A 14,133-nucleotide genomic window follows, 5' to 3' on the forward strand; every position below is an offset into this window, starting at 1 on the left:
AACATCCAGTGAGACCATCTCACGGCCGGGGCCCGAACGCACCCGGCCGGAAGGTCAAACTGGGAGTGGAGCGCCGCCGTGACGGATCAGTCGTACCGGAGCGCCACCATGGGGTCCACGCGCGAGGCCCTGCGCGCTGGCAGCCACGTGGACACCAGGGCCACGCCCACCAGCACCACCGGCGCCGCGATGAACGCCACCGGATCCAGCGCGCTCACGTAGACCAGCAGGTGCTCGAGCAGCCGCGTGAGCCCGAAGGCCCCGGCCAGCCCCAGCGCCACGCCCACGCCCACGGTGGACAGCCCCTGCCTCAGCACGAGCCGCACCACCTCGCCCCGAGTCGCCCCCAGCGCCAGGCGCACCCCGAGCTCCCGCGTGCGCTGGTTCACCAGGTACGACAGCACGCCGTAGATGCCCACCGCGGCCAGCACCAGCGCCAGCGCCGCCATCAGCCCCAGCAGCAGCGTGTTGAAGCGCTGCGAGCCCATGGAGCGCGTGACGATGGACGCCATGGGGACGATGTTCGTCACCGGCTGCAACGAGTCCACCGCCCAGATCTCCCGCTGCACGGCGGCCGCCAGTGGCGCGGTGTCCCCGGGCGCGCGCACCAGCAGGTTCTGGGGCAGCAGGCGCACCATCATCGCCGAGAACCCCTCGGGCATCTGCCCGGGCGGCAGGTAGGTGATGGCGGGGGCCTCCTCGTGCAGGCCCACCTCGTGCACGTCCCGCACCACGCCGATGATCTCCCGAGGCTGCTTGTCCGCGATCTGCGGCACCGCGAAACCGATGGTGATGCGCTGCCCGATCGGATCCTGTCCCGGCCAGTACTTGCGGGCCGTGGCCTCGTTGATGAGCACCACGGGCGCGCTCCCGCGCCGATCCGTGTCGTTCAGCAGCCGCCCGCGCACCAGCTCGATCTTCAGCGCCCGGAAGTAGCCGGGAGTCACGGGGCGGTAGTAGGCACTGCCCACGCCCTCCTCGCTGTCAGGGCCTCGGTAGCGGCCCTCGATGGAGAACTGCATGTCGGCGCCCAGCTCGAAGGGGAGCGTGCCCGCGTAGCCCGCCGCCTGGACTCCCGGCACGGTCTGCACCCGCTCCAGCACGCGCTGGAGGAAGGACTCCAGCGCCTCCGGGCTGCCGTAGCGCCCCTCGGGCAGCGAGAGCTTCATCGTCAGCACCTGCTCCGCGTCAATGCCGGGGGCCGTGCCCTGCAGGGCCGCGAAGCTCTTCACCAGCAGCGACGCGCCGACGAGGAGGATGACGGCGAGCGCCACCTCGCTCACCACCAGCAGCTTGCGCGTGCGGTTGCCGCCGGGACCGGACGTGGCCCGCGACGCGCTCACCTTCAGCGAGCCCTGCAGGTTCGGCCGCGAGGCCTGCAGCGCGGGCAGCAGGCCGAAGAGCAGGCCCGTGAGCATGGACACTCCCAGCGTGAAGGCCAGCACCGCCCCGTCGATGCCCACCCCCTCCGGCAGCGGCAGCCCCTCGGGCGCCAGCGCGAGCAGCGCCGGGATGGACCAGATCGCCAGCAGCAGTCCCAGCACTCCTCCGGCGGTGGACAGCAGGACGCTCTCGGTGAGCAGCTGGCGCATGATGCGCTGGGGGCTGGCGCCCAGGGCGGTGCGCACGGCCAGCTCCCGCTCCCGGTTGGCGGCCCGCGCGAGCTGGAGGTTGGCCAGGTTCACGCAGGCGATGAGGAGCACCAGCACGACCGCGCCCAGCAGCACCAGCAGCGCCGGCTTCACGTCGCGAGCCTTCATGGTCTGCAACGGCGACGCATCCAGCTTGCGCTCCGCGGCCAGCGCTCCAGCCCGGCTCGCGCGGAGCTGCTCACTCTGGACAGCCAGCATCGCGCTCACCTGCTCCGGCTGCACGCCCGGCTTCAGCCGGCCCAGCACCGCGAGGTAGTGCCCATCCTCGGTGCTCGCGGTGTTCACCTGCAGCGGCGTCCAGAGCTGCGCGGAGTCCGGGAAGCCGAAGCCGGCGGGCGCGACGCCGACGATGGTGAATGTCTCACCGTTGAGGGTGACGGAGCGGCCGACGATGTCCGGGCTGCCTCCGAAGCGGTGCTGCCACAGGCCGTGCCCGATCACCGCCACGTGGGCCCCGCCAACCACATCCTCCTCCGCCAGGAACCCTCGGCCGAGCGACGGCCGGACCCCGACGACGTCGAAGAAAGACCGCGTCACCCGCGCGCCCATGATGCGCTCGGGCACTCCGTCCCCCGTCAGGTTGAACCCGCTGTTCATCACCGGGTACGCCGTCACCCCGGAGAAGGGCTGGGCCTGACCCGTCAGGAAGACGTACTGAGGTTCGGAGAGCGACTCGGCGATCCCCTCCGCCGAGCGGCGAAACACCTGGAGGAGCCGCTCGGACTCCGGGAAGGGCAGCGGGCGCAGCAGCACCCCGTTCACCACGCTGAAGATGGCCGTGTTCGCGCCGATGGCCAGCGCCAGCGTGAGGATGGCCACCACGGTGAAGCCTGGGTTCTTGCGGAGGATTCGAGCGGCGAAACGGATGTCTTCCAGCAGTGCGGCCATGAGCTCCCCTGTCCGGTAAGCATCCCTACGGCCATGTCGGAAAGCAATTGCAGCCCCCGGGGTGAGGGGCGGAGGGCTGCCTGGCGGCTGGGGGAAGCCTGCGGCGGCGCCGAGCGTTGCAAGGCATCCCCTTCACAGGCTCGGGTCTGTGCTAGGTAGGCCGCCCCTCACTCCTTCGAACATCTCATGATCCGGCTCGACAACATCGGCAAGCAGCACGGCCAGCAAATCCTCTTCGTGGAAGCCTCCGCCCAGCTCAACCGGGGCGAGAAGATTGGCCTGGTTGGCCCCAACGGCGCGGGGAAGACCACCCTCTTCCGCATGATCATGCAGCGAGAGCTGCCCGACGAAGGCCAGGTCTCCGTCGACCGGGGCGTCACCATCGGCTACTTCGACCAGGACGTGGGCGAGATGTCCGGCATGAGCGCCGTGGCCGCGACGATGGACGGCGCCGGCCCGGTGTCCGAGGTGGCCGCCGAGCTCAAGCAGCTGGAGGCCGCCATGGCCGACCCCGAGCGCCTGGACGAGATGGACAAGCTCATCGAGCGCTTCGGCGTGGTGCAGGGCCGCTACGAGGAGCTGGGCGGCTACGCGCTGGAGGGCCGGGCGCGGGAGATCCTCGCGGGCCTGGGCTTCGGCCAGGAGATGATGGACGGGGACGTGGGCGCGCTGAGCGGCGGGTGGAAGATGCGCGTGGCGCTGGCTCGCATCCTGCTGATGCGCCCGGACGCGATGCTCCTGGACGAGCCCAGCAACCACTTGGATCTCGAGTCGCTCATCTGGCTGGAGAACTTCCTCAAGGGCTACGAGGGCGCCCTGCTGATGACCAGCCACGATCGCGAGTTCATGAACCGCATCGTCACGAAGATCATCGAGATCGACGGCGGCTCGCTGACGACGTACTCGGGCAACTACGACTTCTACGAGAAGCAGCGCGCCCAGAACGAGCGCCAGCAGCAGGCGCAGTTCGAGCGCCAGCAGGCCATGCTCGCCAAGGAGCTGAAGTTCATCGAGCGCTTCAAGGCCCGGGCCTCGCACGCGGCCCAGGTGCAGAGCCGGGTGAAGAAGCTGGAGAAGATCGAAAAGGTGGAGCCGCCCAAGCGCCGCCAGACGCTGCTGTTCGAGTTCCAGCCCCCGCCGCGCTCGGGCGACGACGTGGCCAAGCTGGAGAGCGTGGTGAAGGGCTACGGCAAGCGCCGCATCTACGACGGGCTGGACTTCCTGGTGCGCCGCGGCGAGCGCTGGTGTGTCATGGGCGTCAACGGCGCGGGCAAGTCCACGCTGCTCAAGCTCGTGTCCGGCGAGTCCCAACCGGATGACGGGGCGGTGACGGTGGGCTCCAGCGTGAAGATGGGCTACTTCGCCCAGCACGCCATGGAGGTGCTCAAGCCGGAGCTGACGGTGTTCGAGTCCCTCATCGAGCGCTTCCCGCGCGCCTCACAGGGCTCGCTCCGGGCGCTGGCCGGGTGCTTCGGCTTCTCGGGGGACGAGGTGGAGAAGAAGTGCCGGGTGCTCTCCGGCGGCGAGAAGGCGCGGCTGGTGCTGGCGCAGATGCTCTACGATCCGCCCAACTTCCTGGTGCTGGACGAGCCCACCAACCACCTGGACATGGCCACCAAGCAGATGCTGATCACGGCGCTGGCCAACTACGAGGGCACCATGCTCTTCGTCAGCCACGACCGGCACTTCCTGGCGGCCCTCTCCAACCGGGTGCTGGAGCTGACGCCCGAGGGCATCCACCAGTACGGCGGCGGCTACACCGAGTACGTGGCGCGCACGGGCCACGAGGCCCCCGGCCTGCGCAACTGAGACCAGGTGTCTCGGCGGATTTTTCTGCATCATCTTTCCCCTCACGGGCTCCTTCCATGGTGTACCAAGGAGCCCTCTGGCCTTACCGTGAGGACCTACCGAAAGATGAGCACGATGTCCCGCCACCTGCCCCTCTCTCTCCTCGCCCTGTCGCTGCTGGCCACCTCGGCTCTCGCCCAATCGCGGCTGCCCGCCTTCGAGCTGCAGCGGCTCCAGTTCGATCCGGGCGCCCTGGGCTCACTCGTGGTCGGCACGGGCCGCACGCTCGATCAGGGCGTGCTGCGGACCTCGATCCAGTTCCAGTACGAGCAGCAGCCGCTCGCCTTCGATGACCGCTGGGATCCCCAGACGGCCCAGGCACTGGTGGAGGGCAAGTTCACCGCCCACCTCACCGCGGCCTACGGCGCGCTGTCCTGGCTGCAGGTGGGTGCGCAGCTGCCCTTCATCCTGGGCCAGTCCGGCACGCGCCGGATGGACATGCTGCCGCCCACCAGCGGCGGGCTGGACATGCCCTGGGTGGGGGCTCGGGCGGGCCTGTTGAGCATGAAGAACGGGATGCCGGTGAACCTCTCGCTGGACATGACGGCCGGACTGCCCGTGGGCACCGCCGAGGCCCTCGCCAAGGAGGACCTGAACCTCTTTCCCCGGCTCCAGGTGGGCACCCGGACGGAGTGGTTCCAGGTGGGCGCCGAGGCAGGCTACTTACTGCGCAAGAAGCTGGACCTCAGCTCCTTCACCGGCCGGCCCCAGGACGTGGTCGGCAACGAGCTGCGGCTGGCGGCCACGGTGACGGGGGTGGGCGGCAAGAAGACGCGCGGCGAGCTGAGCGTGCTCGTGGGCCTGCCGCAGCAGGGCGGACGGACGAGCGTCGAAGCGCTGCTGGCCATCCGCCGTCACGCCAAGCCCTGGCTGGATCTCTGGGTGCTGGGCGGGCCGGGAATCGGCACCGCCATGGACACACCGGCCTTCCGCGTCATCGCCGGCGCCTCCATCTCCTCCGCCAAGATCGACTGAGCGTCAGTTCACGCTCCAGCACGCGGCGATCTCCGCGCACGCCACCTGCAAGTTGCCCAGCCGGCGCTGCTGGGCCTTGGGCGCCACGTACACCTTGCCCGCGAACACGTCGAACACCCGCACCAGCCGGTGATCCACCGGCCCCTTCTGCAGCAGGTGCTGCTCCGCGTACATGTGCAGCACCGTGGCGATGTACTGCCCGGACTGCTCGTTGAGCGGCGTGTGCTTGGAGAAGTACAGCTTCAGCAGGCCCGAGTGCATCTGCCCATGCCGATCCACGCTGCGCAGAATGAGCTCCGGCCGCACGTTGATGGTGACGCCGGCCAGCTCCATGGGCGGCAGCTCCGCGCCCGCGGGGCTCGCCACCGCGTTCGTCAGCGCCAGCTCGTTGGACGACTGGAGGAATGCCTGGAGCGCCTCGGCGCACAGCGCCAGCCGGTGCGCGTCGAAGTCCGACTCGGGCGTGGCGTTGAGCATCCGGCGCTGGTGGTAGCGCAGGATCACCTCGTCCCGGCCGCCGCAGAGGAACTCGGCGATGGCCTGCGCGGCCTCGGGGTAGCGCAGGTACTGAGGATCCACCGGGTTCTTCTGCGCGTGGATGATGCGCTTGCGCAGCGCGGGCGTCGCGGTGAGGTACTGGCCCAGCTTGTTGACCGAGACGCTCGGATTCTCACGGATGTCAGCCATGGTCGACCCTTCCTTGCCGTTGCGGGAATGAAGAGAGACTACCGAGCGGGTCTGACATTTCCGGGAGCGCCGCGGCCCTCAGCCAACCGGGGCCGAGAGCCCCTCCACGAGCAGCATCTGCGTGTGCGCGCAGGACTGGCGCAGCGCCTTGGCCTCCGCGTACTCGGGAGAGCTCCACCACGCCCGCGCCCGCTCGGCCGTGGGGAACTCCAGGACCACGAACCGGGGCGGTTTCCACGAACCCTCGAGCACCTCGGTGGCGCCCCCTCGCACCAGATAGCGGCCCCCGTAGGCCGCGATCGCCGGCGGCGCGAGCTTCTTGTATCGCTCGTAGGTCTGCGCATCGTGCACTTCCACTTCGACCACCACGTAGGCGGGCATGGCTTCCTCTCGTCAGGACGGGGCTCGGCTCCGAGCCCACGGCTGAACCAGCCTACATTGGTTCACATCGAAAAAAGCACGGTGCTGTCCTACCCGCCGCATCGTGAACGGCCCGCAGCGCCTACAGTGGGCCGTGGAGGAGACACGCTCGTGAGATACCCGCCCCGGCTGGGACACCTCGCCACCCGCCCCGTGGTGGTGAATCGGCTCGTGCCCACCTATGCGAAGGCCCACAACATCGACGAAGAGGAGGCCTCGCAACGCCTGAGCCGCGCCCTGGCCGGCCAGCTCTGGGAGGACCTGCTGGCCGCCACCTGGGAGGCGATGAAGGGCCGCGTGAAGCGGCTGGATGAGGAGCGCCTGCTGGAGAAGGTCTTCAACACGCTCGAGGATCGGCCCCTGCGCTACGGCCGAGCGGTGGAGACCAACCCCGCCTGGAGCGCCTTCATGATGATGTTGGACCTGGAGATCGGCACGGCCGGAGAGGCCGCCCGGCGTGTCATGGAGTCCGAGCAGGGCCGGAAGATGATCGCCGCCGGGCTGGCCGAGGCAGGGATGTTCCTCGCCACCGAGCTGACCAAGGGCAAGTAGCCCCCCGAAAGTGGCATTTTCGGGCCCCCCAGCCTGTTCGTTAGATTCCATGCCGCCGAGCCCCAGGAGCAACCGGGCAGGCTCCTCGAGAGACTCGCACGTGCTCATCCGGTACTCCGACTGGAAGCGACCCACCGACGACGCCTATGCGTTCCAGCTCCGCGCGGTGGCGGGCTCGGCCCAGGCGGAGCGGTTCGTTCCCAGCATCCCCGGCACCGGCACCCAGAGCGACATCCGGGAGGTGGCTCGGCAGGTACTCGAGGACGGCGAGGCCGAGCGCTTCGAGCGGCAGGTCCATCGCTGGTCCGGCCCCGAGGACGTCGTCGGCCAGGCCGGCGAGAAGCCCTACGCGGGGCAACAGCACACCTTCGAGGAGCGCGCCTGGAGCGACACGCTCACGATGAAGGAGCTCGACGCGGCGCTGCGAGGCATCGTCCTGGTGCTGCGCGACGGCTCGGGCCTCACCGACTACGTCCTGCGCGACCACCACATGCTCGATGTGGCGCTCTACCACTACTGGACGACGGGCGAGCTGCCCCGCGCCCTCTTCCATGCGGACCGGCACTCGGACTGGTGCAAGGACAGCTACCTGGAGGCTCGCCGGCCTCAGCAGGCCGCCACCTGGTGGAAGCTCCTCGAGGGCCTCAAGCGCCCAGGTGACGCGGCCTGCGTGCTCCGAGAGCAGGACGTCTTCTTCACCACCGGCGCGGCCCAGCGCTCCACGCGCATGAGCGGACGGGACGTGGGAGTGTCCGTGCTCGTGCCCGGCTTCCTGGATCCCGGCCAGCTCCACTGGCGACAGGTCCTCGAGCAGCCCGGCGCCACCGAAGCGGACTGGGTCTCACTGGATCTGGACTTCTTCCAGCCCTCGTCCCAGCTCCGCGTCAGCCACGGACTGCTGAGGGACTCGCGCTTCCACGGGCTCGTGGGAGGGGCCAAGGTCCGCGTCTTCGTGCTCTCGCCTCAATTCACCAATGGAGGAGATCGGATCGATCCCTGGGAGATCCAGGGAAACATGCATTCCACGCTTCGACTGCTCAACCTGCTCCGCCGCCTGCCCAAAAGGGCAAAGCTGCGGAGCTGAGCCCGGGGCGGTCTCGGCTCGTTTCACTTGAGACATTCCGCCTACGCGAAATACTTGAGCCGCGCTTCACCTTTGCCCGCAACACGATAAGAATCCGACCATCGGTGCAGTGTGGTCATGTGGCCACGGAAGGTGCACGGGCCTTGCACCGACAGATGGCCTACCCTGCCAGTCCCTCTCTATGCCTCAGGACAAAGCCAACAGCCCTGAGCAGCAGTCTCCGGAGCCCCCTGAGCGGCCGGAGCCGACCTCGCCCGTGGGGAGCCCCGAGCCCCACCCGCCGGGTGAGCTGTCCCCCACCAACCTGCGTCCGGATCCGAAGGGCGGACAGAAGTGGTGGGCGCCTCCGGAGACTTCGCCCGAGGCCCTGGTCGCCGCCGCGGCCGCCGCCAAGGCCGCCGCGCCCGCCGAGCTCAAGGATCCGCTGATCGGCATGGTGGTGGGCAGCTTCCGCCTGGTGCGCAAGCTCGGCGGTGGCGGCATGGGCACCGTCTACCTGGGCGAGCACACCCTCATTGGCAGCAAGGTCGCCGTGAAGTTCCTTCACGAGCACTTCGCCTCCAACGAGGCCCTGGTCCAGCGCTTCCTGGCCGAAGCCCGCTCCGTCAACCTGATCGGCCACGAGAACATCATCAACATCTTCGACATGAACGTGCTGCCCCCGCGGCGGCACTACCTGGTCATGGAGTACCTGGAGGGCAGCCCGCTGTCCGCCATGACCGGGAGCCCGCAGCAGCCCTCGGTGATCGTGCCGATCCTCACCCAGGTGTGTGACGCGCTGCAGGCCGCTCACATCAACGGCGTGGTCCACCGGGACTTGAAGCCGGAGAACATCTTCCTGGTGCGGCACGACCGCACCCCCCACTTCGTCAAGGTGCTGGACTTCGGTATCGCCAAGCTGCTCGACGGGCACGCGCCGGGGCAGACCTCGCTGGGCACCATCATCGGCACTCCCGAGTACATGGCTCCCGAGCAGTGGGCCGGCAAGGGCGTGGATGGGCGGACGGACCTGTACGCGCTGGGGATCATCGCCTACGAGCTGCTCACCGGCCGCACCCCCTTCGGCAAGGGCGGGCTGGGGAGCCTGCTCCACGCCCACCTGCAGGAGATGCCGGCGGCACCCCACGAGGTCAACCGCCTGGTGCCGATTGGCCTGTCCGAGCTCGTCATGCGCGCCATGGCGAAGCGCCCGGATGATCGCTTCCGAAGCGCGGCCGAGATGCGCTCGGCGCTGGAGCACGCGCTCACGGATATCTCCACGCTGGCGACTCCGGCCCTCACCGCGCCGCCTCCGCCCGCCAGCGCCCCGCCTCCCTCGCTGCCCGCGGACACGGCGATGGCCATGCCAGCCACCGCGCCCGCTCCGGCCCGCCGCGCTCCGTCTCCTCCGCCCGTCGAGGTGGCCGCTCGGGTGGTGCTCGCGCCGGGCACGGAGCCGGTCCGCCTGAGCTGCACCGACCTGAGCCGCGCGGGCGCCTTCCTGTGCACCGAGGGGCTCATGCCCCCGCTGCGCTCGCGCGTGTCGCTCACCCTGGAGCTGCCCGGCAGGCCCCTGCCCTGCATGGGCGAGGCCGTCCGCCACGTCACTCCCGCCCAGGCCGCCTCGTGGGGAATGCGCGCGGGCTTCGCCATCCAGTTCGTCAACCTCTCCAATGAAGCGCGCGACGCCCTGGCCCGGCTGGCGCAGGGACAGCACGCGGCTCCCACGCCGCCCAAGGTGGCCGTGGACGATCCGCAGGCGGAGGCCCTGCTGGCCATGCTGCTGCAGCGCATGCACAGCGATCCGTACGTGCTGCTGTCGCTGGCGCAGGACGCCACCTTCGATGATGTGCGGCAGCATGCCCGCGCCGCGATGACGGCCCTGGACAACATCGCCTCCCGGCCGCTGTCGGCCCGGCAGTCCAGGGATCTGGCCGAGATGCGCTCACGCGTGGAGAAGGCCGCGGATCTGCTCGGCCACCCGCGCCAGCGCATCGAGCACGACGCCTGGCGAGCCAACTACTCGGGCGTGGCGCGCTGCATCTCCAGCGGGCTGACGGCCACCGAGCTCGAAGCCCTGCGCGCTCGCTTCCTGCAGGCCCACCCGGGCGCGGAGGCCCGCGAGCGGATCCACTCCACCACCGCGGCGGCCTGGGAGACGCAGAGCCGGATCGATCTGGCGCTGGCGGAGTACGAGAAGGCGCTGACGGCCGATCCGCTCAACCTGTCGCTTCAGCAGCGTTACTGGAGTCTCAAGCAGCGCGGCGCGAAACCTCCACCGTCACCGGACAACAGCACCAAGGGCCAGGACGTGCCAGGGCTGCGACGCCGTCCCGGCCGCTCGTAGCGCACACGGGCACCGTTCTCGGGTGCACGCTGGAATGCCCCCCAGGGTTCTGTCTGGGGCGGGCCATTGCTACCTGGACGAGGACACTGCCTCGCTTCACCTGGCCCCCCCTGGAGAATCCATTCCATGCGCGACTTCGCGGCGCTGTCCACGCTTCCACGCACACACCTTCCGCCCCGGGTCCCCGGGCTTCCCCTGGTGGGGAGCCTCCCTCGCCTGCTGAGCCAGCGATTCCGGTTCCTGGAGGCGGCCCGGCGCCAGCACGGAGAGATCTTCCGGCTGGGCTTGGGGCTGAACGAGGCCATCGCCCTGTGCCACCCACGGCATGCCCAGCACGTGCTGGTGGACCACGGGGCCAACTACACCAAGGGCGGCCCTTTCTGGGACTCGGTCCGGACGCTCATGGGCAACGGGCTGCCCGTCAATGATGGCGCGTCCTGGCTGCGCCAGCGGCGGATGCTCCAGCCGGCCTTCCATCACCAGCGGATCGCCGCGCTGGCCGGGAGGCTGATGGAGAGCATTGACGAGGGCCTGACGGAGCAATGGGAGCCCTCCGCTCGAACGGGAGAGCCCTTCAACGCAGCGCGGGCCTTCACCCACCTGACGATGCACGTGCTCGTCCACACGATGTTCGGCGGTGGGCTGACGCGAGCCGAAGCCGAGCAGGCCTCCGAGGCCATGGCCTACATCATCGACTTCATGCTGAGGGGAATGCTGGCCCGGTTCCTGCCCTCGTGGACGCCGATCCCCGGGACCGCGCGCTACCGGATGGCCGTGCAGACGATCGACTCGATCATCTTCCGGATGCTCGATCGGGGAGAGCAGGATCCCGCGTTGGGAGACACGCTGCTGTCCCTGCTCCTGCAGGCGAGTGATTCCGAGACGGGCGAGCACATGACGCCCGGCCAGCTCCGGGACGAGGCGGTGGCGCTCTTCGTCGCGGGGTTCGAGACCACCTCGGTGGCCATGGCGTGGGCGCTCCATGTGCTGACGCAGCAGCCGGAGATCGCCCAGCGGCTCCAAAGCGAGGTGGACACCGTGCTCGGCACGCGCACGCCGGGCTTCGAGGACGCGCGGCGGCTCACCTATACGCGCAACGTGTTGCAGGAGTCGATGCGGCTGTACTCGCCCGCGTACTGGCTGCCCCGGACGCCGCTCGAGGACGATGAGATCGACGGCTACCGGATCCCCGCGGGGACGCTCGTGGGAGTCCTCTCGCACCTCATCCACCGCCACCCGGATATCTGGGAGTCGCCCGAGCAGTTCGATCCGGATCGCTTCACGCCTGAGCGCTCGGCCAGGCGTCCCAAGCAGGCGTGGCTGCCGTTCGGCGCGGGCCAGCGGCAGTGCATCGGCAAGGAGTTCGCGCTGATGGAGGGGCAGTTCCTGCTCGCCCGCATCGCGCAGCGCTTCCGCGTGGAGGCCATTCCGGGGCGCACGGCCCAGGTGAACTTCACCACCACGCTGCGCGCCCGGAACGGGGTGTGGGTACGCCTATCGCCGCGGGGATGATCGCGCGTCAGTCGTGATCGTGGCCGTGGCCGTCGGGCCCGTGGGCATGGCCGTGGGTGATCTCCTCGGCGGTGGCGTCGCGGATGTCACGCACGGTGACGTCGAAGTGCAGCGTCTTGCCCGCCAGCGGGTGGTTCAGGTCGACGACCACCGTGTCGCCCTTCACCTCGTGGATGCCAATGGGGATGACCTCGCCCCCGTCAGTCTGCGCGGCCAGCCGCATGCCCGGCGTCAGCTCGGCGTTGGCCGGGAACATGGTGCGCGGCACCTCCTGGAGCCCTCGGGAATCGTGCTCGCCGTAACCCTGGGCGGGAGCCACCACGACCTTCTTGGCGTCGCCAACGCCCATGCCCTCCAGGGCGCCCTCCAGGCCGGGGACGATCTGCCCACGCCCGTGCATATAGGAGAGCGGGGAGCCGGGCTCGCTCTGGTCGATGACCTGTCCATCTCCCAGGTGCAGCCGGTACTCCAACGCGATGATTCGATCCTTGGCGACTTTCATGAGGCTGCTCCTCTGGTTCGGGCTTCGAGTGAGACTTCTTCGGGAAGATTGCGAGCGAGGCCACACCGGTGCATGGATGAGGGACCCGGAGTGGAATCCGCTCTCCTGCTCGGAGAGCGGCCGAGGCAGGGTATATCGCGCCTGAGCCCCTGTGTCGCAGCGGCCGCGTGGGAGCCGTCAAGCGGCTGACGGCTCGGCTCCAGCCTCGATCGAGGCCTGAATGGAGGTGGCATGTGGAACCCTTCGTCCAATCCCTCGAGCTCACGGATGGCGCGCTGCCAGAGCCCCTCTTCCGCCGTCTGCAGAGGCGCATTGGGGCGCTGGGCACCGAGCGCCTGCGCACCACCTACCAGACGACCTTCTGGTACGACTTCAGCGAGCCCACCAACGTGGTGGAGGAGGCCATCCTCACGCTCCGGCCGCGCGTGGTGAAGCACCTGCGCATCGCGGGCGTCGAGTGGTGGCTGAGCCGCATGTACACCACGGACGTGCGGGTGGACTTCCACCAGGACCGGGACGAGAAGCTCGCCCTGCGCACCGGCAAGCTGGTGCATCCGCGGCTGTCCTCCGTGCTCTTCCTGAACCGCGTGCGCGGCGGAGCGCTGGCCATCACCCAGCAGCTCCCGGATCCGGCCAACCCCTCGATGGCGCCGAACAAGCTGGATGATCTGACGCTGGTGGCCCCTCGGCCCAACCGCTTCGTCGTCTTCGAGGGGACCTTCACCCACGGAGTGCTGGACGCGAACAACCAGATCCCTGATCGCAAGCTCCCTGGCCGCTCCCGGCAGCGGCGCACCATCGCGCTGAACTGGTGGGCACGGAGACCCACGGACACTCCCACGTGGGCGGAGACGAGGCTCTATCGGGCCCTGGGCCGCTAGCTTCAGCCCCAGGGTCACTCTTGCGCGGTCTCACGGAGGCGACGAGTGACTCGCTCGGCCCACTCGGGCTCGAGCTCCATGCACGCCGGCCTCCGCCCCAGCCGCAGCGCCGCCGCCGGCGTCGAGCCGCTCCCGGCAAAGGGATCCAAGACGGTGTCTCCAGGCCGGCTGTACGTCCTCACCAGCGGCTCCAACACCGAGAACGGCTTGTGGTGCGGGTGGCTGCCCCACCGCTCCGCCTCGGCGTCATCATCGTAGCCGCCGACCACCGCCCAGACGGTGGGAAGGTCTCCCAGCCCCCTGGGCGGCTCGGGCGTCCGCGCGAACACCAGCGCCACCTCGTACACGCGCAGCAGCTGCTCGTTCGCGTTCTTGTCCGTCGTCCGCTTGCCCCAGGTGTACTCGCCCCGCAGGTGCGAATAGCCCAGCCCCTTCGCCACCGTGGTGATGGGCTCCTTGCCCAGCAGGTTCGTCCAGATCACCAGCGGCGCCTCCGGCGTGAGCCAGGACACCGCTCGCGTCAGCCACGCCTCCGTGAAGGCGCGGTAGTCCCTCACGGTCTCGAAGCGGACAATCGGGTTGCGATCGATCTTCTTGTGGGCCCGCGGATCCCGCTCGTCCCCGCCCTTTCGCCGCCGCGTGAGCAGGCAGTACGGCGGATCCGTCAGCAGCAGGCCGGCACGGGCTTCCCCGAGCGCAGCCCGGTAGCCATCCGCCTCTCGCGCGTCGGCGCGGTGGCAGCGCAGGGCCTCGGGTGGAAGATCCATGCTCATCCGGCTCGCACCCTACACCCCGGGGCGCAAGGC

At 69.5% G+C, this 14,133-nt stretch carries 12 protein-coding genes; 7 read left to right on the forward strand and 5 right to left on the reverse strand.

Going from position 1 to position 14,133, the window contains the following annotated elements; genetic code table 11:
• Positions 1-86 precede the first annotated feature (86 nt).
• Positions 87-2,540 (reverse strand): ABC transporter permease, encoded by a 2,454-nt coding sequence (locus ACJ8AT_RS06345; protein ID WP_407736711.1) that lies wholly within the window; start codon positions 2,538-2,540, stop codon positions 87-89.
• Between the two features lie 186 nt (positions 2,541-2,726).
• Between ACJ8AT_RS06345 and ACJ8AT_RS06350 the strand changes: the two genes are divergently transcribed.
• Both ACJ8AT_RS06350 and ACJ8AT_RS06355 read left to right on the forward strand, forming a co-directional pair.
• A complete protein-coding gene (locus ACJ8AT_RS06350; RefSeq protein WP_407736712.1) occupies positions 2,727-4,349 on the forward strand; it encodes an ABC-F family ATP-binding cassette domain-containing protein in 1,623 nt (540 codons plus the stop codon).
• A gap of 87 nt (positions 4,350-4,436) precedes the next feature.
• Complete coding sequence (locus tag ACJ8AT_RS06355) at positions 4,437-5,363, forward strand: flagellar motor protein MotB (protein WP_407736713.1); 927 nt, start codon at positions 4,437-4,439, stop codon at positions 5,361-5,363.
• A 3-nt stretch (positions 5,364-5,366) separates the two neighbouring features.
• On the opposite strand, the gene ACJ8AT_RS06360 is transcribed toward ACJ8AT_RS06355, so the two are convergent.
• Positions 5,367-6,050: a hypothetical protein gene (locus ACJ8AT_RS06360; RefSeq protein ID WP_407736714.1), complete on the reverse strand. Its 684-nt coding sequence runs from the start codon at positions 6,048-6,050 to the stop codon at positions 5,367-5,369.
• A 78-nt stretch (positions 6,051-6,128) separates the two neighbouring features.
• Positions 6,129-6,431 (reverse strand): DUF1330 domain-containing protein, encoded by a 303-nt coding sequence (locus ACJ8AT_RS06365; protein WP_407736715.1) that lies wholly within the window; start codon positions 6,429-6,431, stop codon positions 6,129-6,131.
• Positions 6,432-6,581: 150 nt separating this feature from the next.
• Between ACJ8AT_RS06365 and ACJ8AT_RS06370 the strand changes: the two genes are divergently transcribed.
• The 4 genes from ACJ8AT_RS06370 (at position 6,582) to ACJ8AT_RS06385 (ending at position 11,944) form a co-directional block, all read left to right on the forward strand.
• Entirely contained in the window at positions 6,582-7,022 is a 441-nt protein-coding gene (locus tag ACJ8AT_RS06370) for a hypothetical protein (RefSeq protein WP_407736716.1), read from the forward strand.
• A 100-nt stretch (positions 7,023-7,122) separates the two neighbouring features.
• A complete protein-coding gene (locus ACJ8AT_RS06375) occupies positions 7,123-8,106 on the forward strand; it encodes a hypothetical protein (protein WP_407736717.1) in 984 nt (327 codons plus the stop codon).
• Positions 8,107-8,287: 181 nt separating this feature from the next.
• A complete protein-coding gene (locus tag ACJ8AT_RS06380) occupies positions 8,288-10,432 on the forward strand; it encodes a protein kinase domain-containing protein (RefSeq protein WP_407736718.1) in 2,145 nt (714 codons plus the stop codon).
• A gap of 126 nt (positions 10,433-10,558) precedes the next feature.
• Entirely contained in the window at positions 10,559-11,944 is a 1,386-nt protein-coding gene (locus ACJ8AT_RS06385) for a cytochrome P450 (RefSeq protein ID WP_407736719.1), read from the forward strand.
• Positions 11,945-11,951: 7 nt separating this feature from the next.
• Here ACJ8AT_RS06385 and ACJ8AT_RS06390 read toward each other — a convergent pair whose 3' ends face one another.
• Positions 11,952-12,446, reverse strand: coding sequence for a peptidylprolyl isomerase (locus tag ACJ8AT_RS06390; RefSeq protein WP_407736720.1), 495 nt, complete (start codon positions 12,444-12,446; stop codon positions 11,952-11,954).
• Between the two features lie 233 nt (positions 12,447-12,679).
• Between ACJ8AT_RS06390 and ACJ8AT_RS06395 the strand changes: the two genes are divergently transcribed.
• On the forward strand, positions 12,680-13,327 hold the full coding sequence (locus tag ACJ8AT_RS06395) for a hypothetical protein (RefSeq protein WP_407736721.1): 648 nt from the start codon (positions 12,680-12,682) through the stop codon (positions 13,325-13,327).
• 14 nt (positions 13,328-13,341) lie between these two features.
• On the opposite strand, the gene ACJ8AT_RS06400 is transcribed toward ACJ8AT_RS06395, so the two are convergent.
• Positions 13,342-14,100, reverse strand: coding sequence for a DNA-methyltransferase (locus tag ACJ8AT_RS06400; RefSeq protein WP_407736722.1), 759 nt, complete (start codon positions 14,098-14,100; stop codon positions 13,342-13,344).
• Positions 14,101-14,133: the final 33 nt, after the last annotated feature.

The sequence above is a fragment of the Hyalangium sp. genome (genome assembly GCF_045802625.1).
Classification (GTDB): Bacteria; Myxococcota; Myxococcia; order Myxococcales; family Myxococcaceae; genus Hyalangium.